The sequence below is a fragment of the Flectobacillus rivi genome (genome assembly GCF_030056655.1).
GTDB classification, from domain to species: Bacteria; Bacteroidota; Bacteroidia; order Cytophagales; family Spirosomataceae; genus Flectobacillus; species Flectobacillus rivi.
Genome location: NZ_JASHIE010000011.1, coordinates 95,084 through 116,361, shown reverse-complemented (window position 1 = coordinate 116,361; position 21,278 = coordinate 95,084). Strand labels below are relative to the sequence as shown.

Genomic DNA, 21,278 nt, shown 5'->3' with positions numbered 1-21,278 from the left:
GAAATGAAGCCACAAAATCTCGTAATTTTGTGGCTTCATCACATATTAAACATTACGGTTTTGATTACGCAGCGTGAGTTATTTTTGAAAAACGTAGCCCAAACCTCAGATTTTCCATTAGCCTTGGAGATCGAGCGTGCCGAAGGGGTTTATTTATATGACACAGAAGGAAAGTCTTATCTAGATTTGATTTCGGGTATTGGGGTATCCAATGTGGGGCATCGTCACCCCAAAGTCGTTGAGGCGATAAAAGACCAAGTCGACAAATATATGCACTTGATGGTTTATGGAGAATTTGTACAAAGTCCACAGGTGCAATTAGCCAAAGCTTTGGTGGATTCGCTAACCCCAAGCGCAGGAGATAGACCTGTGTTGGACAATGTATATTTTACCAACTCTGGCACTGAAGCCATCGAAGGAGCAATGAAGTTGGCGAAACGATACACACAAAGAACAGAGTTCGTATCTTGCTATAACGCTTACCATGGCGCTACACAGGGAGCATTGTCGCTATCAGGCAGTGAAAATTTCAAAAGAAATTTCAGACCTCTGTTGCCAATGACTAAAAATATCACGCATGGGAATATGGCTGATATTGAGCAAGTCACCGAGCAAACCGCCGCCGTTATTATCGAAATCATTGGTGGAGAAGCAGGGGTAAGAGTGCCAACCATAGCGTATTTTCAGGCATTACGCAAAAAATGCGATGAGGTAGGAGCACTTTTAATTATTGACGAAATACAAACTGGTTTTGGTCGCACAGGAAGCTTTTGGGCTTTTGAGCAATTTGGTATCTATCCAGATGTTATTACCAGCGCCAAAGGGATGGGCGGAGGTATGCCTATCGGAGCATTTATTGCGAATCAGAAAGTGATGAGTGTATTTAAGGATAATCCGATTTTGGGACATATTACTACTTTCGGTGGACATCCTGTTTCGGCTGCGGCATCACTGGCAACAATTAATTTGATTAGAGGAGAGAAACTGTATGAGTCAGTTCCTGAAAAAGCAGCTCTATTTCGTTCATTGCTGGTTCATCCTAAAATCAAAGAAGTTCGTAATCAAGGCTTGATGATGGCAGTAGAATTTGCTGATTTTGATGAACTAAAGGGGATTATCGACCGAGCTATAGAAAAAGGTTTATTGACAGATTGGTTTTTGTTTTGTGATAATTCGATGCGAATTGCTCCACCTTTAATCATCACAGAGGAACAAATTAGAACTGCTTGTGAAATTATACTTTCATGTATTGAGTAAACAATAAGTATCCATAATAGAAAGGAAAGACTTAGCGTATAAAGGTATATCATATCAAAATATGAGTCATCCCGAATTTTAAGGTTGGGGTTATTCTTTAAATTTTCATCAAAAAAGGGGTTCGAAAAACTAATTTCGAACCCCTTTTTTGATACTACTATACCAGATTTAATTCATCTAGAGACGCAAACATTGCGTCTCTACTGCCAGAATACAAATTTAAATTAATCACTCATTCGTTCAAACACTAAATTAGGGATGACTAATTAGAGCGTAAATTCCGAATGATTCGCCATTATGATAATTGATGCAAGTTTAGATGAATTTTAGGCGCTTCAATACCTTCTTTTTTCAAGTGTTCATATACCAATTCTGTAATACCATAATAAGTTGCCCAGTAATTTTCAGAGTTCGTCCAAACTCTCACATCAAATTTTAAAGCATTTTCGGTCATAGAGTTGAGCAAAATATCGTGTTCAATGTTTTGTAAAGCAGTAGGACATAGTTTCACCGCATATGTAAATGCTTTTTTGACTGATTCTAACGAATTTTGATTTCCCACAGCAAAAACCATATCTACTCGTATTGTTCCTTTGCCACTAATATTGGTGATTGCAGATGTGGCTAATGCTCCGTTGGGTAAAATCAATGTTTTATTGTCAGGCGTTACCAAAATGGTATTGAATATTTGCACCGATTCTACTGTTCCAGTGAATCCCTATGCACTAATCAAGTCACCAACTTTGTAAGGTTTGAAAATGAGGATTAATACACCACCAGCAAAGTTTGATAAACTCCCCTGTAATGCTAATCCAACAGCCAAGCCAGCTGCTCCTAGTACAGCGACAAAAGAAGTGGTTTGAATACCCAAAATACCTGCACAACTTAGCAATAGCATGATGTTTAAACCAACCGAAACGAGAGAGATTAGAAATGGCTGGACATCTTTGTCAAAATTACTTTTGGTCATTTTGGAGCCTAGAAGCTGAGAGGCTTTTGTGATAATTTTACGACCAATCATAAAAACGATAAGTGCTAATAAAATTTTTCCACCATACTGTGTAATAGCAAGAAAGATTTGGTCTTTGAGATTTGAGAAACTAACGTCCATGGTAATAAGTGAGGTTTAAGTGAATAATTTGACTTTCGGACGTAATTGCTTGGAATAGTCACCTTTGGAAACAAAAAAGGGAGACCGTTGTAGTCTCCCTTTATACGAATTAATAGTGGATAGTAATGTTCAGGTCAATATTTTTAAACCGACTTAATAAAATCGATACTTTTCTTTAAAGCCACATCTGGATTAGCTACTAAATCTTGCTCTACAAAATAGTGTTTTACACCCACTTGCTTAGCTTTTTCAACAATCTCTTTCACACCCAAAACACCATCACCAGCGGATGTCATATATGGGAATAATTCAAACCATTGGTTAGAGCTATTACCATCACCTGAGAAGCGTTTTTTCTCCTTCATATCCTTCAAATGGAGCATGTGATAGCGATTTTTGTACTTATCCAATAATGCAATTGGGTCAAGTCCACCAGCGGTTGTCCAATAAATATCCATTTCAAAGAAAACCAAATTTGGATCCGTTTTTTCCATGATCAGCTCTAATGGAACAATACCATCCATTTTACTCAACCCGTATCCATGGTTATGGTAACCAAACTTTAAGCCTTCTTTCTTTGCATTTTCACCAATTTTATTAAAATCGTCGATAATTCTTTTGTAGTCATCCAAGTTTTTACGACGGTCTTCAGGAATGGCAGGCAATACCACGTATTCAAAACCCAAAGTGCGTCCTGCTTCTCCGAGTTGTGGCATATTGTTGAGAAGGGTTGCCAAATCGGTATGCGCTGAAGGAGTTTTTAAACCGTTATCTTGAAGAATTTGCTTTACTTCTTTAGCTGATTTTCCGAAATAACCACTTCCGCTAAACCCAAGCATCGGTGTTACTTTGCTCCAACTTTCACGGGCAGCTTCGGCACTAAATGGGTAAGGTCCAAATAGCTCAATTTCTTTGTAACCCATTTTTGATAAGAATTGCATTGTGCCTGCAAAGTCTTTATCGAGCATTTTGGGTAAAGAAAAAAGTTGAATTCCGACTTTGTTAACCAGACCTGCCTGCGCAAACAAATTATTCCAAGGTAATAAGCTTGCGGCTAAAGCACCACCTGAAGTTTTCAGAAAATCTCTTCTAGTATTCATTATAATTGGATAGTTTTTAGATTATTTATAGATGTAAATGTAAATATTTGCTTTATTGTATCAAAAAGAATAATTGATTTTTTTGAAATATAAATCTATTACATGCCATATTTACCCTAGGTAGATCTATCTCCAATGAGCTTAATGCGTCACTAACCAAGTTTAGAGGATATAAGTACGCTTATAGGTTGGTGACTCCAATTTGCTGGAGAAAACTCCAGCAATGGCATTAACAGCAAAAAGTAAAACTATTTCTATTTCTAAAATTATCGGTGGTGCTAGAATATAATGTAATTGTAATCTGTAATTATCTGAATATAAATAGTTTAATGTTATGTTTGATTCCTATAGTCTAGTTCTCATTAATAGTTAGATTAACAAACTTATTTTTATGAAAAAATTACTACTCTTCATCTATCTGTTAAATATTCAGAGTTCTTTTTCTCAAAAATTATTTTGGGAAATCACTGGTAAAGTAATCGACGAAAAACAAAAGCCTGTTGAATTTGCTAATGTTTTTGCCAACAACACTTCTTTTAGGACTACAACTGATTCAAATGGTGGTTTCAAACTACAAATTCCAAATACAATTCCCAATATAGAATTGGTGGTTTCCTTTGTGGGTTTTCAAGGCTTGAGAGAAAATATTACTCAGCAATTAGGAACAATGCAAAATTTTACATTTTCACTGAAGCCAATAGCCATCCCAGAAGTCACTATAACAGCTAAACAACCTAAAGATTTCAAAAGAAAATGGCAGCTATTTCAGGCAGCATTGTTGGGACAATCAGATTTTGCTAGAGAATGCAAGATATTAAACCCAGATGTAATAAGGCTTCAATATGATGATAATAAGAATTTATTTGCTTCTGCTGTTGAACCTTTTTATGTTCAAAATGATGCTCTGGGTTATAAAATAACAATACAAATGTCTTATTTTAAGTGTAATGGTAACGAATCAGAATCCATTATTGATCAATTTTTCGAGAAGTTAGTGCCTAAAGATGCTGAACAAGAATTTATTTGGAACAAAAATAGAAAAATCGCATTCAAGAGGTCGTTTCGGAATTTTTTGGTTTCTCTTGCCAACAATAGACTTAAAAAAGATAAGTTTGAGGTATTTCAAACTAATTTTAAAGAGAAGACATATACTTTTAATACCTCTGTGTATGAGGAAATTATTAAGAAAAATATTATTCCGTGTAAGCTCTCGGACTTTTATTTTCATGATAAAAGGACAGATGAACATAATCTTTTTACCAATAAACAGTTATTAGTTTTTTTGATGGATAGAGAGGAGGAAAATCCAATCTTTTCAGATTATCCTTATAAAAATGCGATGGTAATTCTTCCCCATAATACTCTGACTTTTTCAAAAGGAGGTTGGCTAATAAAACCTAATGGTATGATTCTTACAGGTTTTTGGGCTAATGAAGGACTTTCTGTGTCTTTGCCTGCAGATTTTATCATAGAATAACCAATGAATAATAAGTTACGTCAAATTTTAGGAGCATAACTAGTTTGATATGTTGCTGACGCCAATTCGCTGGAGAAAACTCCAGCAATGGCAGTAAGGATCAAATACTGATTTTAGCCCTCGTTGGAGTTATCTCCAATGAGGGCTAAAATCAGCAACAAATCAGGTATCGAGGAGATAAGTAAGTCGGTTTGTTGCTGACGCTAATTTGCTGGAGAAAACTCCAGCAATGGCAATTAATAGCACTCTGACAATCTACATATATCTGTCTTGAATTAACATAACTGTTTCCTTAATATTCTTCGCTTTAATTGGATCTCCCAAGGCAGTAAAAGTCCAGTTGTGATTGAGTTTTTCGATTTTACCCATAATCATAGAGACATATCCACTATAAGTATCGTCTGAGGCAATGTTATAGGTAGCAAAAGTCTGTTGTGGATTATGGTTTTTCCCTTCTACAATTTTGATTTTGGCATAAGGAATTGATGCAAAATCTTGTTGTTTGTAGGAGTTTAAATAAATGAAAATTGATGTTACTTTAGGATTTATTTGCTCAAGATTGATATAAATAATTTCATTATCCTTATTGTCGGCGCTACTATCACCAACTCTATCGTCACCGCTATGCTTGATAGCTCCATCTCTGGATTTTAGATTGTGAAAATATACGGTTTCAATTTCTTTTTTGTCACTGTCAAAAAGCGAAACAGACCCATCTAAATCAACAGCAGTAGAATCTTTCAAAAGCCCAAACAAGAATGAATGTTGAATACTTCCCCAATCAAGTCCGATGCTAATTTCTTTGAGCTGAGAGCCATTTTTCTCTAAGGAAATACGGCTATTTTTGGTAAGATTTATCATATACTTAGAGGTCTATCTATTAAACAAACATATCTACTAGTGCTTGCAACTCGGAGGTTGAACCTTGAGAATCTGCATAGAAATACCATTCATTGCCTGATTTTTTGATTCTTGCAAAAACTAGGGAATTTTCGGCATTATGAGAGCTATCCAAATCATAATTTACTACCTCCGCTTTGGTATCCATATCCACTATACGTATGTAGGCATCACGCAACATTCCGAAGGTATGATTACGGAGTAGTGCTTGGTGTATAGTTACACAAATACAGATTTCGGTGGCGTTGGGATGGATATTATCTAAGTTTGCTAAAATAACCTCATCGTCATCATTATCGCTACCTGTACGATTGTCACCCGTATGTTGCACTGATCCGTCAGGAGCTTTTAGATTGTTGTAAAAAATAAAATACTCATCAGATAAGAGTTTGCCATTAGCACCCAGAATGAACACTGAGGCGTCGAGGTCTACAGGGATAGATGCATATTCCCAGCCAAGCCCAATCATCAGTTTGTTGAGCTTCGTCATTGATTTTGATAGGTTGATTGAACCGCCTTTTTTGAGATTGATTGCCATTTTGTTTTGAGTTTAAGTGTTTTAAAATAGTAAACAGGTTTCAGACTAGAGCTACCTAATTTTTGAAATGGTATAAAATCTTGTCTATTTAAAGAAATCGTCAATTTTTTTCTGTTTATCGCTTTGAGGTTTCTCAGTTGGGTTTTCTTTTGTTTTGCTAAAAAAGTCCTCTATTTTTTTAGCTTGTTTATCATTTAATTTCAAATCTTTTTCCGATTTGAGTTTTTCCCAATCTTTTTCAATACTTTGTTGAAAGGCAATTTCTTCAAATGCCTTTTTTATTATCGTATCATTTTGCTGTAATTCCTCTCGCATGCTTCGCTCATCTTCTTTGATTTGAAACTGCTGTTCCAAAACTGAAATTTGCTCGAATGCAGATGAATTCTCGGAATTTTGTACTCTATCCACTAGCTTTTGAGTCTTGGCCGCTTCAACTTTGGCAATCAGCATCTGACCTTTTAGCCGAGTAGACTCTAGGCGAAATTGTAAATCCTGATGCTGCGCTTCAAGTTGATGAAGTAATTGTTGAGCTTGAGCCAACAATGTTTTATACTCACTAATACGTTCATCGACGAGTGATTTTTTGCGTAACCATTGTTGAGCCTGTTCCTCGTTGCCAGTTTGTAACGATTTTTGCGCAGCCTGATACATTTGATTGGCTTGCCCTTGAAGTTCCTCCGCTTTGGCGAGAAGACTATGATAATTATTTTGGGCAACACGTTTTACTTGTTCTGCATCAGCAATCGCTTTAATGAGTTCTTTTTCGGCCAGCGCCAACAAAACGTTTGGGTCTTGAGGGTTAGGGTCGGTGGAGGACTTTTTTTCATGGTTAAATAGGATTTGTAGTAAGTCAGACCACATTTTAAATCATGTTTTGGTTTATTTGTTCGAAATTTAACAGGTTTAATCTTGAACTAACAAGCAAAATCGGGATGATTGGTTGCTAGTGTGGATGATGTGCTGTAGCTTTGGATAGAATCAAAAATAAATGAACAGGTATCAAACACTATTCTAAATATATGGAAAAAATTACTCAGGCTTTCGAAAAGTTCGATGATTATAACAAACAAGACCCCAATTCATTTGAATGGAATGGGGAAATCTATCCACAAGAATATTTTATGGCATTGAAATGTTCGGAATGGGTTCTGAAACTAGATCCTCAAGCAAGTGAAGAGCTACAATTAGCATCGAGAAGTCAACATATTGGACGTTGGAGTATTCCTCGCAATACTTATCCTGAAGGGAAAGTAGGATATTTGACTTGGCGAAAGGATTTAGGAAAGTTTCATGCCGAAACAGCCGCTAAGATATTGGAGCAAGTTGGATATAATGAATCTGTAATAGAAAGAGTAAAGCAAATCATTACTAAACAAAAAATTAAACAGGATGCCGATGTTCAAACCATCGAAAATGCACTTTGTTTAGTTTTCTTGGAGTTTCAATACGAAGCATTTTTTCAAAAACATGATGATGAAAAAATGATTGAGATTATCAGAAAATCATTGTTGAAGATGGATGCACATGGGCATAGTTTTGCCTTACAATTGTCTTACAGCGAAAAAGGGTTAGCCTTGATTCAAAAAGCGTTGGAGCGATTGGGGTAGGAGAAAAACATGAGTCATTTTGTACACTAAAACGTTTAATTTCCAATCGGGCGCGACTTAAGTCGCACCCGATTAGAAATTTTGTTCAAAAAGAGCCGCTGAATAGCAGATTCTATGCCTAACGAATAATGCAATCCCTACTGCTTATAAACAACACCGTCTTTCATCACGAAGCTCACTTTACGCATTTGAGTAATGTCTTGTAAAGGATTACCATCGGTAGCAATAATATCAGCAAATTTACCCGCTTCAATTGAACCAAGATCTTTTTCAACACCTAAAATCTTAGCAGGCGTTACTGTGGCTGCTTGAATGGCTTCGATTGCTGGCATACCAGCCTCTACCATATATTGAAATTCGTAGGCATTTAATCCATGTAACGAAACACCTGAGTCGGTACCAAAAGCAATTTTCACGCCTGCTTTGTAAGCTTTTCCGAACATATTCTGAATAAGTGGTCCTGTTTCCAAAGCTTTTGGAACAACCAGAGGATGATAATAGCCAGGGACTTTAGCAGAATCGGCAACAGTTTTACCAGCTAAGATTGTAGCCACTAAGTAAGTACCTTTTTGTTTCATAATGTCAATGGCTTCGTCATCCATAAAAGTACCATGCTCGATAGTTGTTACGCCTGCTTTAGCCGCACGCTTGATTCCTTCAGCACCATGTGCGTGAGCTGCCACATGAAATCCATAGTCTTTGGCAGTTTTGATGATTGCCTCCAACTCGTCTTCTTGAAACTGTGGAGCTTTCCCATTTTTAGCAATACTCAAAACACCACCAGTTGCCGTGATTTTGATACAATCAGAACCATCTTTGTAACGCTGACGAACTGCCTGACGTGCCTCCTCAGCACCATTGATAACACCTGTAACCATGTGTGGATCTGGTGTGTAGTTTTCGCTCAAAGCATTGGTTGGATCGCCATGTCCTCCTGTAGTGGCAATAGTTCTACCAGCGGTATAAATACGAGGACCTACAGCAATACCTTTACTGATCGCATTGCGAAGTGCGATATTCACACCCGAACCGCCCAAGTCGCGTACTGAGGTAAATCCAGCCATTAAAGTAGTCTTGGCATTACGAGCTGCTTCAAAAGCTACATCTGCTTGATTAAATTGATAGCGTTTTACCAACTGGTCTTTACTAGTTTCACCCTCAATATGCACATGCATATCTGTTAGACCTGGCATAACGGTTTTGGACTTTAAATCAATGACTTTGTCGGTACCTTTAGGAGCCAGATAGCCTGTTTGCACTCCTGTGACTCTTTTGCCTTCGACTATAACAGTTACCTGACTTTGGGTATTTCCCTTGGTAACATCGATAAATGTACCGCAGTGAAGAAGTGTGCGTTGGGCAAGTGAAGCCGTACTGAAAATCGCAATAGCGGCGATGGTCTGTAGCGTTTTTTTCATGTTTGTTAATAAAGGTAGTTTAGCCAAAATGGCGGTGAAAAGTGGGATGCTGATAACTCAATCACAAAATCAACATTTATATACCACTTCCTAAAAATAAGAATTCAGAATTATAAAATCGAAAAATGTCGCTTCTTTTTGAAAAAGAGACGATTTTTCCTCGCCATTCGAGCTTTTGGGCGTAACTTAGGGGTCAGATTCTTTTGTTTTAAAGAAATACCCAATTTAGTATATTGATTTTATCGAGTATTATAAGAGGAAGTCGAAGAAACAGAGATAAAAATCGCTTTCGAATTATACGTAAAGCGTAGGTTTGAAAAAACCGTTGTTAATCAAAAACGAAATCAAATCACCAAAATTGACCGATGATTTTGGTAGAAAATGGAGGGCCAAGATGAAGAAACAAACTAAAGCCATCAGAATTCAGGCAGAACGCTCACACAATCGTGAACATTCAGTGCCATTGTACCTTACTTCAAGTTTTACTTTTGAAGATGTCGAGCAAGGAAGAGCCATTTTTGCAGAAGAAATGGAAGGAAATATTTATTCTCGATATATGAATCCCAACGTGGACGAGTTTGTAGAGAAAATGTGTATGCTCGAAAACACAGAAGATGGACTTGCTTTTGCTTCGGGTATGGCTGCCAACTTCGCAGCGATGGCAGCATTATTACAGCAAGGCGACCACGTGGTAGCATCAAAAGCGCTGTTTGGTTCTGCGATTCAGATTTTGAGCAAAATCACGACAAAATGGGGTATCACTTGTACATACGTAGATGGACATAATATTGAAGAGTGGGAAAATGCTATTCAACCTAATACCAAGTTTTTGTTTTGTGAAAGTCCTTCAAACCCTGGTTTGGATTTGATCGACCTTGAAGCAATCGCTCAGTTGAAAGCAAAACATAACTTGATTTTGGCTGTCGATAACTGTTTTGCTACGCCAGTTATTCAAACTCCTGCTGATTGGGGTGCAGATTTAGTAATTCACTCAGCTACGAAATATATCGACGGACAAGGTCGTGTTTTGGGTGGGGTAGTATGTGGTCGTGCTGACTTGATTAAGGAAATTCGTTTCTTTGCTCGTCATACAGGTCCATCTATGTCGCCATTCAATGCTTGGATTTTATCAAAAAGCTTAGAGTTGATTCACCTTCGTATGGAGAAGCATTCAGAAAATGCTCATAAGTTGGCTTCTGCTTTGGAAGGAAACGATGCACTAAATTCGGTAAAATATCCATTCTTGACTTCGCACCCACAATATGAATTAGCGAAGAAACAAATGAAAATGGGTGGTGCTATTATGACGATGGATGTAAAAGGTGGTTTTGAAGTGGTAAACAAAATGTCGAAACACTTGAAAATTGCTTCTATTTCACCAAACTTGGGAGATACTCGCACGATTATCACACACCCAGCATCGACTACACACTCTAAGTTAAGTGCAGAACAACGTGCTGAGGTGGGAATCACCGACGGATTGGTACGTATTGCTGTAGGTTTGGAGTCAGTGGAAGATCTAATTGCAGATTTCCAACAAGCGTTAGAAAAAGCAATTGCTGAATAATAATGTTTTTGAGCAAAAGAGTATTTGAACTTAAAGTATGCTTAAATTTTATAAGTCATTGGAAATTAAAAGTATGTATTTTCTTTTCTGAAATCCTGTTGTTTGAGCCGCAGGCGAGGTGGTTCGCCACTCCGATTAGGATTTCTTGACTTTCTTTTGCGGCCGCCGCTGCGGTTACTTTTCTTGTGTTAGACGGGCACGCCTAGTGAAGAAAAGTAAGGAGTGGCGAAAGGAAATTTTGTTTCTTCTACAAATGCCAAATAAAATTTTTAAACATGCTCTTAATTCAAATGTTCTTTTGCTCAACGACGAAATATTAAAAGAATAAGATATGTTCGTTGCATTACTAATTTGTTTGAGTTTGGTATTAGCAAATGTTGTGATTGGCGTATATACCGAACGCAAAGTCTCTGCCTTTATGCAAGACCGTTTGGGACCTATGGTTGTAGGAAAATACGGTTCACTTCAATTGATTGCAGACTTAGTCAAACTTTTGTTAAAAGAAGATATTGTACCCAAACTGGCAGATAAGTGGCTGTTCTTGGCAGCACCTTGTATGATTTTTGTGGCGATTTTTGCGGGTTTTGCGGTAATACCGCTTGGTCCAGGCGAATATCTGCAAGGCTCACAAGCACAAATAGGCGTATTTTATTTGTTGGCAATTGTCTCAATTGATATTATTGGGGTTTTAATGGCTGGCTGGTCTTCTAACAATAAGTATTCATTGTTAGGTGCTATGCGCTCAGTTGCACAAATTGTGTCTTACGAAATTCCGTTAGGCTTGTCAGTTTTGTGTGTCGTGATGGTTTCTCAAACCTTAAACCTGCAAGAAATAAGTACTCAACAAGGTATTTTTTCAGGTCATGATAATTATCTTTTTGGTCTGAAGTCTTTAGGAATTGATGTAACTGAAGTAGGAGGGTTTTTGACATGGAATATTTTCAGAGTTCCATTCTTCTTTGGCGTATTTATCATTTTCTTTATCGCCTCTTTGGCAGAATGTAACCGTGCACCTTTTGATTTACCCGAAGCTGAATCAGAATTAGTTGGTGGTTTTCACACCGAATATTCAGGAATGCGATGGGCATTGATATTCCTTTCAGAATATGGCATGATGCTATTAGTAAGCGTTTTAGCTGTTATCCTGTTTTTAGGAGGCTGGAATTCGCCTTTTCCGAATATTGGTTCTGTCAAATTAGCGAATTGGACTTCTGGGGAACCAGGTTCATGGTCTGGAGCAATTTGGGGGTTTGTGTGGCTGTTAGCCAAAGCCTATATGCTCATTTTTGTACAAATGTGGGTTCGATGGACATTCCCGCGCTTGCGTGTTGACCAATTGATGTATTTGACGTGGAAAGTACTAACGCCATTTTCTATTTTAGCAGTATTTTTATCTGCCATTTGGAGAATGTTGATGATTTAGCAGAGGATAATCTTCTCTAGGTTAAAGCATGAAGCTGTTTAAACTTTTTAACTGGGCGTTCCCAACTAGACGTTAATTCAACAAATACGAATCATCTCGAATTTTAGGATTAGGGTTATTCTCAAAGTTTTCATCAAAAAAGCGGTTAGGAAATATTTCCCAACCGCTTTTTTGATGCTACTATCCTAAATATAACTTGGCTTAAGACGCAATCATTGCGTCTCTACTACTAGAATAGAAATTTTAGCATACTCACTCATTTACTAAATCACTAAATTAGGAATGACTTATGTTTAGTGATTGTCATCTTCCAAATGTTTTCCTAATTGACTAATATCTATTTGCTTAATAGCTTTCGGATTTGAGCCATATTCATTCCTAGTGAGTTGCCCATCCGCAAAAATTAACCAGAAAGTGTAAAATGGAATAAGCTGAAACCAGCCAGAATTACCCAAATCATGGCATCTCTTGGTTGCTTGAGCCACTCTGAAAACTGCCAGAGGAATAAATGTGATGATAAAAAAAAGATTAGAAAACTTGCCTAGAAAACCGCCAAATACAAAAATTAGGTTGATACCAACAACGACGATGATATATGTTAGACCATATTCGAGTCGGCGAATACGTCCTTCGAAACCAAAGCAATCTTTAAACATTTGAAGAAGAGTTTTTAAGTGGAGAAATATGATATATTAAACTTTATTTGAGAATCGAGAAGTAAGTTGGTGGGCATCATTAAAATAATTTTACCCGCTTTAAGCTCAAGTCTAAACGTCAAAAAGTATTTCTCACGAAATAGATAAACCTTTTTGTTTAATGCCTACAGCTTACAACCTAAAGCGTATTAATGCAATTTTATTTTGCATTGGCACTTTTGAGTGATTCTATGTAGTAATAGTTATTTATTTTTAGGATTAGGTCCATACCTGTTTGTATCTGACTTACCTTTTGCAAAAAACAACCAAATCGTGTAAAAAGGTATAATGATAAACCAGCCACTATTTCCTCTATCATGACTACGCTTTACACTCTGCGCCAAATTCAGCCAGAAAGATCCTAAAAGGATATAAGTATGGATGATTTTTTCCATATTAATTCCAACAAGATCAATGATTTCATAAGTGATAAAGGAAGACATAAGACCTAGGATATAGATGATAAACGAAAGGCAATATTCGGTTCTACGAATGCGACCTTTGAAAGAGAACGGTGCTTTAAACATTAAATGATAGGTTTTAGTGGCGAAAATCTATTGTTAGGCAATATAATTTAAAGAAATTGAAATTTATAAAGTTGACAAGATATTTATTAATATACTACCTTAAACAAACAAAAAGGCGAACCAATTTTGTCAATTAGTTCGCCTTCTTGTTTAAAGTAATTTTGCTCTTAAGGGTTACTTTCTTTTAAGAATGCCAAAATGTTTTTGATGTCCTCAGTGCCTAAATTAGGGAAAGCTGTCATTTGAGTACCATTAAATTTCTTGAAAAGGTCGTTTGCGTATTTGTCACCGCCAGCCAACACTTTTTGTGGATTTTGTACCCATTTCTCAACCCAAGCCGCATCTCTACGTGATTCGATTCCTTTCAATCCTGGACCTACTACAACCTCGTCGGTTGAAGCATGGCAAGCTGCACAGTTGTTTGTGAAAATTTCTTTACCTTTTGTCGCTTCTGCTGAAAGTGCTGCTGGAGCCGCAGCTACAGCGACTGCTCCTGAAGTAGCACCAGCTGCCGCAGTTTCGGCTTGGCTAGGCATCATCGCAAACGCCAATAAGGTAAAAATAAAGCAAACTACAACTACAATTAAAAGGGTGTTTACTACACGTAGGGTTTTGAAAATTTTGTTTTCCATTTTTTTGTTTTTAGTGCCTTGGAGGAAAATAGCAGGGCAAAAATAAAGATAATATCCCAAATCGGGTACACAGATTGGAATAATTGCTTTAATTTTTATGCTGTATTCTATTATTTGGTATGCAATTTCAGGAATCAGCTCAGTTCCTTCAATGATATTAATTGGCTAAAAAACTGATATTTATTTCTTGATAAAAGCTAACGGAATGGGCTCACAAGTCACTTCACCTGTTTCTATCATTTCTTCATATTTATCAACCAGATTCCTCAAAATATCCTTGAGTATATTCAATTGTTCTGCACCGATCACCTCCTCAAAGTTTTGGTCGATATACTCTGTACATGCTTTCCAGTCTAAGATACATCTGACGCCTAGGTCTGTGAGTTTAACAATTAAAGCACGAGCGTCGCTTGGGTCTTTTTCAGTATATACAAAACCTTCATCAGCCAATTCCTTGATGAGTTTGCTCATGCCTTGTTTGGTCATGCCTGCCTTTTGCGCAATTTTATTTACACTAGTTCCTTCTACATCAATATTGACTAGGGCCACTATTTGACCAACACGGAAATTATTATAGCCACGCTCATTCAAAAATTTTACGGCCAATGTGGACATATATCTATATGAGCGATTTAGGAGACGTCCCATCAAGCGATTCTTGCTGTCACGGAACTGTTTGAGTTTTATTACATCCTCTTCTGTCATAACTGTTTAAGAGTACTGTTTTGTACAAAAACAATACCTAGGTTATTCTGTGGTACAAATCATTTTATATCATCTTGGGGCTTAGAAGCTCAAAATTACGAATTGTTACAGACAATTGCAGTAGTAGTTTTAAGTATCTTTTACCAAAAAGATGAATAATCCAAGGAAATTTTGACTGTTTTTTCGTTGAATCTGATACAAAGTTAATAAATGAAAAAATATTTGTCAACTTACTTGACTAATTTAGTAAACTTAGTTTACCTTTGCATCATCAATTCACACACAAATTGAATTTTTCTTATACATATTCATCTCTTACCATTTGAAGAAGCAGTAAAAAAGATTAGTTCGAGGGGCCATCTGTACGAATTGATTCTATAAGCAAACAGCGAGTAGACCAAATACAATGATTATTTAAGTTTATAAAAATTATGGAAAATCAGAGTTCAATAAAAAAGCAATTGCCAAAGTTAATTCTATTAACAGTAGTGGCTGTCGGTGGATTTTTGGGTTATAAAGAATATCAATATTCTCAGACGCATGAGGATACAGATAATGCTCAGATTGAGTCTTATTTTGTACCAGTATTGCCTCGTACATCAGGTTATGTAAAATCGATTTCTGTAAAAGATTATGATGTGGTTAAAAAAGACCAACTCTTGATTGAAATTGATTCAGAAGAGGGAAAATTAGCTTTAGAGGAATTGAAAGCAGATTTGTTACAAGCAGAAACTGACGTGGAGAATGCTAAAGCAAACATTCAAAACTTAAAAATGAGCCTTGTAGCGATGGATGCTAACTTGAAAGCAACTGCTATTCGTCGTGACAAAGCAAAACGTGATGCTGACCGTGACAATGCCTTGGTAGCAGACAATGCCATTACTAAAAAACAAGCTGAAGACTCTCGTTCAAACTACGATGTGTTTGTAGCTCAATATAATGCTGCTGTACAGGACATCGCGTCAAACAAGTCGAAAATGGGAATTTTGACAGCGGCTTTGCACAAAGCTGAAGCTACTTTGGCAGTTAAAAAAGTAAAAATTGCACAGCAAGAATTAAAACTTTCTTATGCTAAAGTGTACGCTCCATCTGAAGGACGTATCGGTAAGAAAACTGTAGAGGCTGGTCAGTTTATTCAAGCTGGTCAAACGTTGATGACAGTAGTGCAAGACCAACAATTTTGGGTAGTAGCTAACTTTAAAGAGAATCAAATTTCTCGTTTGAAAGTTGGAGACGAAACAGAATTGGTATTGGATGCGTATCCAAACCGTCCATTAAAAGGAAAAATCATTTCAATTGCAGAGTCAACTGGTGCTAAAGCATCTTTGTTGCCACCAGATAACGCTTCAGGTAACTTCGTAAAAGTAACTCAAAGAGTTCCTGTGAAAATTGAAATTGAGGATATTGCTAAAAACAAAGATATTTTACGTGCAGGTCTTTCTTTAGAGGTTTCTGTTCCTGTAAAATAACTCGAGATAAAGCTGGGCAATTGGTTATAAGAAGTGGAGGCTTAGATAAGTTTTGTGAGTAATCACGATTTAGGGTTTTGCTTATCTAAAGACAAATTGAGGTGAAGAAATAAGCAAGGGATTGCGCGGTTGTCAATTGTTGAATCTAGATTAGACTCACAATTCATAATTGTAATTCTTCAGCCATTTGATATCAAGTGTAACAATGCCTCATGTAGATATTGACTACCAATGATAAGGGACTGATTGGAGACATATCCAACACTTCTTGAATTGCTCAGCTTTAGTTTCGAAACTAAAATAATTTTTAACTATGGCGGCTAAAGGATTAGCAAGAGCAATGATTGTGATAACCACCATCTCGGCAGCGGTGATGGAGCTTTTGGATACCACAATTGTTAACGTAGCCCTCAACCAGATGGCTGGTTCGCTGGGTGCTACAATCGAGGACGTAGCTTGGGTAGTAACTTCTTACGCCATCGCTAACGTAATCATTATCCCAATGACGGGATTTTTAGGAGATTACTTCGGACGAAAAACATATTACTTAGGTTCTATTCTATTATTTGGTGTCTCTTCCTATTTCTGTGGAGCTTCTCATGGACTTTGGGAATTAGTATTTTGGAGATTTATACAAGGTGTAGGGGGAGGAGCCTTGCTATCGACCTCACAAGCAATTTTGTTTGATGCCTTCGAACCTAAAGATAGACCTATTGCATCAGGTATTTTCGGGATGGGTATTATTCTTGGACCAACTTTGGGTCCTGCATTGGGTGGATATATCGTTGAACATTTTACATGGCAAGATATATTTTTCGTAAATATTCCAATATGTATTGCTGCTACGATTTTGACGATTCTTTATATTGAAAGAAAAGAAGGAGAAGGACAGAAGAAAAGTCAAATTGTAATTGATTATCCAGGGATTTTCTTACTCACGCTAGGTATTGGTTCACTACAATATGTATTAGAAAAAGGAGAGTCAGATGACTGGTTTGAATCAAGAACTATCGTAATCTTGAGCTTATCGGCAGCTGTCGGCTTAGTTGGATTTGTTTGGCGAGAATTAACCACCGAACATCCTGTTGTAGACCTGAAGATATTTAGATACAAAGTTTTTGGGCTTTCTACCATATTTACCTTTGTGGCAGGTCTTGGTTTGTTTACCTCAGTATTTGTGTATCCAGTAATGGTACAGCGTATCAATGGGTTTACGCCACTCGAAACGGGTTTGTCATTAATTGCGCCAACCATGCTTGGAGTTGTGCTATTCCCTGTGATTGGACGACGTATGGCAGCAGGAGATTCGCCTTTACCATATATGGCCATCGGGATTCTCATATTTGTTTTCTTCGGATTCTATAGTGGTACTGCCACACCAGAAATGGGCAAATGGGATTTCTTTCCGATGCAAGTATGTCGTGTATTAGGGGTAGCTATGCTTCAAATGCCATTGATCAACCAAGCAGTAGCTGGTTTGCAACAAAGAGAATATCCTGCGGGTATCGCACTAACCAATATGATTCGTCAACTGGGAGGAGCTTTTGGTATTGCTTTAGCAAACAACTACGTTACAAATGCTGCAGCTCAACACCGTTCGGACTTGATGGCTAATATGACAATGGATAATCCTTTGTTTGTACAGCGCCTCAACGGTAGTATTGCCAATTTTGCCTCTAAAACAGGTGATTACTTCGGTGCAACCAAGATGGCTTATGCTCAATTAGAAGGGTTGGTTGCCAAACAAGCATATTACCTTGCTTACTTAGATACTTATAGGGTGGTTTCGTTGTTTTTCGTCGCTATTTTTCCCTTACTCTTATTGTTAAGAACTAAGAAGAAAACCAAAGAGGAAATTGCAGCCGCTGCAAAAGCCGCAGCAGATAGTCATTAACAGGCATAAGGTCACGGGGAGTAGGCATCTGTTGACAAAATTGCAACGGATGTCTTATGACCCAATTCCTCAACCTCTATTTTAACAGACATAATTTTAAAGAAGATAATGAAAAAATTAACAGTTTTCGGACTTATCCTATGTGCTCAGATGACCTTTGCACAAGATAAAAATACGGACGCTTTGGGTCGGTTGGTGAAGGCTGCTATTGATTATTCTCCAAGAATCAAAGAACAACAACAATTGGTTTCGATTGGAGATTATAAAACAAAAATTCAAGAAGCAGCATTAAAACCACAAGTTCAATCTGAATTAAGTGTAACGCGTGTTGACCCAGTTGCCAAGGCAAGTTTTGCCTTTGGTTCAACTTCCACAGAGTTGCGTTTTCAGCCGAATATGAACTACAATGCCAATGTTGGTGCCAATTATACGATTGCCGATTGGGGTAAACAAGCGTTAGCCATTGAAAAAGCAAAGTTAGAAACCAACCTTTCTAAAAACAATGTAGAGGGTTTGAAACAAAATTATGCTTATCAAGTCGCTAATTTGTACTATGGAATTGTGTATCTACAAAAAGCAATTGAAGTACAAAAAGAGCAGTTGAAATTAGTTGCTAATAACGAAAAACTCATCTCTGATCGTTTGAAACAAGGCGATGCTTTGGATTACGATCGAGTATCGATTCAGGTTCGTTATAAAAATGCTGAAACGAGATTGACTGACTTACAAGGACAATTAGACCGCCAATTGATTTATTTGAGTTCATTGATTGGAGCTGATGCACGAGTAATGGTTCCGACAGATGCAGATTTTTCGGCATCTTGGGCTGATTTGACCGTTGCCGCAGCGTTTGAACAAGCACAAACAAATAATGTTGATTTACAAAATATCAAAGAAAAGGATTTGATTGCAGATAAGGATGTGAAAATTGCTCAATTGAGCATGGCTCCAACCGTTTCAGCAGTAGGTCAATTTGGTATCAAAAACGGTTATTTGCCACGTATTAATGGTGAAATACCTCCAATCGATCAAGATTTTAAATTCAATACAGTTTTAGGTTTAAAAATGACTATTCCTATTTATGCAGGAGGTCGTGGAGCTTATTCGACAGAAATGGCGAAATTGAGTAAAGAAATGTTGAAATATTCTTCTGAAGCAACCAATCAAGCTTTGAAGCGTGATTTGGATGCAGCTGAGAACGATTATAACATTGCCAAAAACAAACTAGATCTTTCAGAGAAGAACGTATTTCAAGCACAATATGCCTTGAAATTGGCTGAGAGTCGTTACAAAAATGGCGTAATTACCAATGTTGAAATTGAGGCTGCACAAACTGCTTTGCGTGAGGCTCAATTGACACAGTTACAATATCAATACATGATGACACAGGCCAAACTTGAAGTGAGCCGTTTGTCAGGTTTAAAATTTTGGTAGAAAAACAATCTCTGTTGTTAACTCCAATGCTGCTTTTGCGGGATTGGAGTTTTTTATTTTTAAGAGTTTCGCCAAATTCTAGTAGCTGATAGCCGATAGCCAAATAATACTTACCTTTGCTTAAATCAATTTTTCATCAACACATTTCTTTATGAAAAAAATCTGGACACTACTAGTTGGTCTTTTATTACATGGAGCTGTTTTCGCTCAAACATCGGATTCATTAATTGTAATCAAAGCAGGACGTATGTTTGATAGTGAGAAAGGTACTTTTCTCGAAAATCAAACGATCATAGTTAAAGGGAATATCATTCAGTCGGTAGGGACAAATCTTAAATATCCTGCTCAAGCTAAGATAATTGACTTATCCAAAGCCACAGTATTACCGGGATTTATCGATTGTCATACACATATTACCTCTCAACCAGACAATTATATGGAGGATTTGTTTCGCAAATCGCCAATTGATTATGCGGTTGAAGCACATATTTTTGCGAAAAAGACCTTAGAGGCAGGTTTTACTACTTGTCGTGATGTGGGCGCACCAGAATTGATAGATGTAGCTTTAAAACGTTCTATTAATGCTGGGCATATTGCTGGTCCACGCTTATTTGTCTCTGGACCTATTATTGGCGCAACTGGTGGACATGCAGATATAAGCGGTTTTTCTCCTTATCTTTCATTTAAAGCCATTTCAGGTGTTGCCGATGGTATCGATGAGATTCGTAAACAAGTACGCTATAATATCAAATATGGAGCTGATTTAATCAAATTTACCGCTACAGCTGGTGTATTGTCAGAAGAGGAGTCGGTTGGAGCACCACAATATTCACAAGAAGAAATGAATGCACTAGTTGCGGAGGCAGCTATGTGGGATAAAAAAGTGGCTGCGCATGCACATGGAACCACTGGAATCAAAATGGCCATTAGGGCAGGAGTAGCATCCATTGAACACGGAAGTTTTTTGGATGAGGAAGCCATTGAGTTGATGAAACAAAAAGGGACTTATTTGGTCGCTGACATCTATAACGATGATTATATTCTCTCAGAATTTGCCAAATTAGGTTATCCTGAAAAACTCATTGAAAAAGAAAGAACGGTTGGTAAAACCCAAAGAGAAAGTTTTCAGAAAGCCGCTAAAGCTGGTGTGAAGATCGCCTATGGAACCGACGCTGGGGTGTATCCACATGGTAATAATGGAAAACAGTTCTTTTACATGGTAAAATTTGGGTTGTCGCCAGCTCAAGCTATTCAAGCAGCCACAATTAACGCAGCAGACTTGATAGGAGTGAAGGCCAAACTTGGCTCGATTACTCAGGGAAAATGGGCAGATATTGTTGCTGTTGAAGGAAATCCAGAACAAGATATTACAGTTTTAGAAAAGAAAATAAAGTTTGTGATGAAAGAAGGAAAAGTTTATCTACAAAAATAGTTGAGATAAAGTATTGTAATTTGTTTTAAATTAGCTAATTATAAATTAAATGTGTCATTCTGAGATAAAATTTATCAAAAGAGTGACACATT

Annotated in this window: 18 protein-coding genes and 1 pseudogene; 9 read left to right on the top strand and 10 right to left on the bottom strand. The window is 37.2% G+C overall.

Translation table 11 applies throughout. From position 1 onward, the window contains the following. Nucleotides 1-3: 3 nt before the first annotated feature. Nucleotides 4-1,257 carry an aspartate aminotransferase family protein gene (locus QM481_RS16195; RefSeq protein WP_283382461.1) on the top strand — a complete coding sequence of 418 codons (1,254 nt, stop codon included), beginning with the start codon at nucleotides 4-6 and terminating at the stop codon, nucleotides 1,255-1,257. Nucleotides 1,258-1,552: 295 nt separating this feature from the next. Here QM481_RS16195 and QM481_RS16190 read toward each other — a convergent pair. Beyond that, a pseudogene (locus QM481_RS16190) lies at nucleotides 1,553-2,227 on the bottom strand (mechanosensitive ion channel family protein). 284 nt (nucleotides 2,228-2,511) lie between these two features. Continuing rightward, the gene (locus tag QM481_RS16185) at nucleotides 2,512-3,468 is read right to left on the bottom strand and encodes a TIM barrel protein (RefSeq protein ID WP_205690805.1); all 957 of its coding nucleotides are present in this window, start codon (nucleotides 3,466-3,468) and stop codon (nucleotides 2,512-2,514) included. Nucleotides 3,469-3,859: 391 nt separating this feature from the next. Between QM481_RS16185 and QM481_RS16180 the strand changes: the two genes are divergently transcribed. Continuing rightward, nucleotides 3,860-4,945, top strand: a complete 1,086-nt coding sequence (locus QM481_RS16180) for a carboxypeptidase-like regulatory domain-containing protein (protein WP_283382460.1) — start codon at nucleotides 3,860-3,862, stop codon at nucleotides 4,943-4,945. A 255-nt stretch (nucleotides 4,946-5,200) separates the two neighbouring features. Here the strand turns inward: QM481_RS16180 and QM481_RS16175 are convergent, their stop codons facing one another. The 3 genes from QM481_RS16175 to QM481_RS16165 all read right to left on the bottom strand — a co-directional run bounded on the left by QM481_RS16175 (nucleotide 5,201) and on the right by QM481_RS16165 (nucleotide 7,244). Beyond that, entirely contained in the window at nucleotides 5,201-5,806 is a 606-nt protein-coding gene (locus tag QM481_RS16175; RefSeq protein WP_283382459.1) for a TerD family protein, read from the bottom strand. 19 nt (nucleotides 5,807-5,825) lie between these two features. After that, nucleotides 5,826-6,383 (bottom strand): TerD family protein, encoded by a 558-nt coding sequence (locus QM481_RS16170; RefSeq protein WP_283382458.1) that lies wholly within the window; start codon nucleotides 6,381-6,383, stop codon nucleotides 5,826-5,828. Between the two features lie 84 nt (nucleotides 6,384-6,467). Then, nucleotides 6,468-7,244 carry a PspA/IM30 family protein gene (locus QM481_RS16165; protein ID WP_283382457.1) on the bottom strand — a complete coding sequence of 259 codons (777 nt, stop codon included), beginning with the start codon at nucleotides 7,242-7,244 and terminating at the stop codon, nucleotides 6,468-6,470. A gap of 158 nt (nucleotides 7,245-7,402) precedes the next feature. Between QM481_RS16165 and QM481_RS16160 the strand changes: the two genes are divergently transcribed. After that, entirely contained in the window at nucleotides 7,403-7,990 is a 588-nt protein-coding gene (locus QM481_RS16160) for a DUF4202 domain-containing protein (protein WP_283382456.1), read from the top strand. A 137-nt stretch (nucleotides 7,991-8,127) separates the two neighbouring features. On the opposite strand, the gene QM481_RS16155 is transcribed toward QM481_RS16160, so the two are convergent. Then, nucleotides 8,128-9,408, bottom strand: a complete 1,281-nt coding sequence (locus QM481_RS16155; protein ID WP_166550118.1) for a metal-dependent hydrolase family protein — start codon at nucleotides 9,406-9,408, stop codon at nucleotides 8,128-8,130. Between the two features lie 394 nt (nucleotides 9,409-9,802). On the opposite strand from QM481_RS16155, the gene QM481_RS16150 reads away from it, so the two are divergent. Both QM481_RS16150 and nuoH read left to right on the top strand, forming a co-directional pair. Beyond that, complete coding sequence (locus QM481_RS16150) at nucleotides 9,803-10,975, top strand: trans-sulfuration enzyme family protein (protein WP_166550119.1); 1,173 nt, start codon at nucleotides 9,803-9,805, stop codon at nucleotides 10,973-10,975. Between the two features lie 331 nt (nucleotides 10,976-11,306). After that, complete coding sequence (nuoH, locus tag QM481_RS16145) at nucleotides 11,307-12,398, top strand: NADH-quinone oxidoreductase subunit NuoH (RefSeq protein ID WP_166550120.1); 1,092 nt, start codon at nucleotides 11,307-11,309, stop codon at nucleotides 12,396-12,398. 293 nt (nucleotides 12,399-12,691) lie between these two features. On the opposite strand, the gene QM481_RS16140 is transcribed toward nuoH, so the two are convergent. The 4 genes from QM481_RS16140 to QM481_RS16125 form a co-directional block, all read right to left on the bottom strand. Continuing rightward, nucleotides 12,692-13,054: a DUF805 domain-containing protein gene (locus QM481_RS16140; protein WP_166550121.1), complete on the bottom strand. Its 363-nt coding sequence runs from the start codon at nucleotides 13,052-13,054 to the stop codon at nucleotides 12,692-12,694. A 242-nt stretch (nucleotides 13,055-13,296) separates the two neighbouring features. Then, nucleotides 13,297-13,620, bottom strand: a complete 324-nt coding sequence (locus QM481_RS16135) for a DUF805 domain-containing protein (protein ID WP_166550122.1) — start codon at nucleotides 13,618-13,620, stop codon at nucleotides 13,297-13,299. Between the two features lie 167 nt (nucleotides 13,621-13,787). Beyond that, nucleotides 13,788-14,252 carry a c-type cytochrome gene (locus QM481_RS16130; protein ID WP_283382455.1) on the bottom strand — a complete coding sequence of 155 codons (465 nt, stop codon included), beginning with the start codon at nucleotides 14,250-14,252 and terminating at the stop codon, nucleotides 13,788-13,790. A 180-nt stretch (nucleotides 14,253-14,432) separates the two neighbouring features. Next, the gene (locus tag QM481_RS16125) at nucleotides 14,433-14,957 is read right to left on the bottom strand and encodes a MarR family winged helix-turn-helix transcriptional regulator (protein ID WP_166550124.1); all 525 of its coding nucleotides are present in this window, start codon (nucleotides 14,955-14,957) and stop codon (nucleotides 14,433-14,435) included. Nucleotides 14,958-15,388: 431 nt separating this feature from the next. On the opposite strand from QM481_RS16125, the gene QM481_RS16120 reads away from it, so the two are divergent. From QM481_RS16120 to QM481_RS16105, 4 genes are all read left to right on the top strand, one after another. Next, nucleotides 15,389-16,426 carry an HlyD family secretion protein gene (locus QM481_RS16120; RefSeq protein WP_283382454.1) on the top strand — a complete coding sequence of 346 codons (1,038 nt, stop codon included), beginning with the start codon at nucleotides 15,389-15,391 and terminating at the stop codon, nucleotides 16,424-16,426. A 313-nt stretch (nucleotides 16,427-16,739) separates the two neighbouring features. Next, complete coding sequence (locus QM481_RS16115) at nucleotides 16,740-18,320, top strand: DHA2 family efflux MFS transporter permease subunit (protein WP_283382453.1); 1,581 nt, start codon at nucleotides 16,740-16,742, stop codon at nucleotides 18,318-18,320. 108 nt (nucleotides 18,321-18,428) lie between these two features. After that, a complete protein-coding gene (locus QM481_RS16110) occupies nucleotides 18,429-19,754 on the top strand; it encodes a TolC family protein (protein WP_283382452.1) in 1,326 nt (441 codons plus the stop codon). 151 nt (nucleotides 19,755-19,905) lie between these two features. After that, on the top strand, nucleotides 19,906-21,186 hold the full coding sequence (locus QM481_RS16105; RefSeq protein ID WP_283382451.1) for a Xaa-Pro dipeptidase: 1,281 nt from the start codon (nucleotides 19,906-19,908) through the stop codon (nucleotides 21,184-21,186). The last annotated feature ends 92 nt before the right edge of the window (nucleotides 21,187-21,278 follow it).

Bases quoted from the DNA above. Each gene is read 5' to 3' on its own strand.
- QM481_RS16165 (WP_283382457.1), bottom strand. From the start codon at position 7,244: ATGTGGTCTGACTTACTACAAATCCTATTTAACCATGAAAAAAAGTCC.
- QM481_RS16170 (WP_283382458.1), bottom strand. From the start codon at position 6,383: ATGGCAATCAATCTCAAAAAAGGCGGTTCAATCAACCTATCAAAATCA.
- QM481_RS16150 (WP_166550119.1), top strand. From the start codon at position 9,803: ATGAAGAAACAAACTAAAGCCATCAGAATTCAGGCAGAACGCTCACAC.
- QM481_RS16120 (WP_283382454.1), top strand. From the start codon at position 15,389: ATGGAAAATCAGAGTTCAATAAAAAAGCAATTGCCAAAGTTAATTCTA.
- QM481_RS16110 (WP_283382452.1), top strand. From the start codon at position 18,429: ATGAAAAAATTAACAGTTTTCGGACTTATCCTATGTGCTCAGATGACC.
- QM481_RS16195 (WP_283382461.1), top strand. From the start codon at position 4: ATGAAGCCACAAAATCTCGTAATTTTGTGGCTTCATCACATATTAAAC.
- QM481_RS16180 (WP_283382460.1), top strand. From the start codon at position 3,860: ATGAAAAAATTACTACTCTTCATCTATCTGTTAAATATTCAGAGTTCT.
- QM481_RS16155 (WP_166550118.1), bottom strand. From the start codon at position 9,408: ATGAAAAAAACGCTACAGACCATCGCCGCTATTGCGATTTTCAGTACG.
- QM481_RS16135 (WP_166550122.1), bottom strand. From the start codon at position 13,620: ATGTTTAAAGCACCGTTCTCTTTCAAAGGTCGCATTCGTAGAACCGAA.
- QM481_RS16125 (WP_166550124.1), bottom strand. From the start codon at position 14,957: ATGACAGAAGAGGATGTAATAAAACTCAAACAGTTCCGTGACAGCAAG.
- QM481_RS16115 (WP_283382453.1), top strand. From the start codon at position 16,740: ATGGCGGCTAAAGGATTAGCAAGAGCAATGATTGTGATAACCACCATC.
- QM481_RS16140 (WP_166550121.1), bottom strand. From the start codon at position 13,054: ATGTTTAAAGATTGCTTTGGTTTCGAAGGACGTATTCGCCGACTCGAA.
- QM481_RS16160 (WP_283382456.1), top strand. From the start codon at position 7,403: ATGGAAAAAATTACTCAGGCTTTCGAAAAGTTCGATGATTATAACAAA.
- QM481_RS16185 (WP_205690805.1), bottom strand. From the start codon at position 3,468: ATGAATACTAGAAGAGATTTTCTGAAAACTTCAGGTGGTGCTTTAGCC.
- nuoH (WP_166550120.1), top strand. From the start codon at position 11,307: ATGTTCGTTGCATTACTAATTTGTTTGAGTTTGGTATTAGCAAATGTT.
- QM481_RS16130 (WP_283382455.1), bottom strand. From the start codon at position 14,252: ATGGAAAACAAAATTTTCAAAACCCTACGTGTAGTAAACACCCTTTTA.
- QM481_RS16175 (WP_283382459.1), bottom strand. From the start codon at position 5,806: ATGATAAATCTTACCAAAAATAGCCGTATTTCCTTAGAGAAAAATGGC.
- QM481_RS16105 (WP_283382451.1), top strand. From the start codon at position 19,906: ATGAAAAAAATCTGGACACTACTAGTTGGTCTTTTATTACATGGAGCT.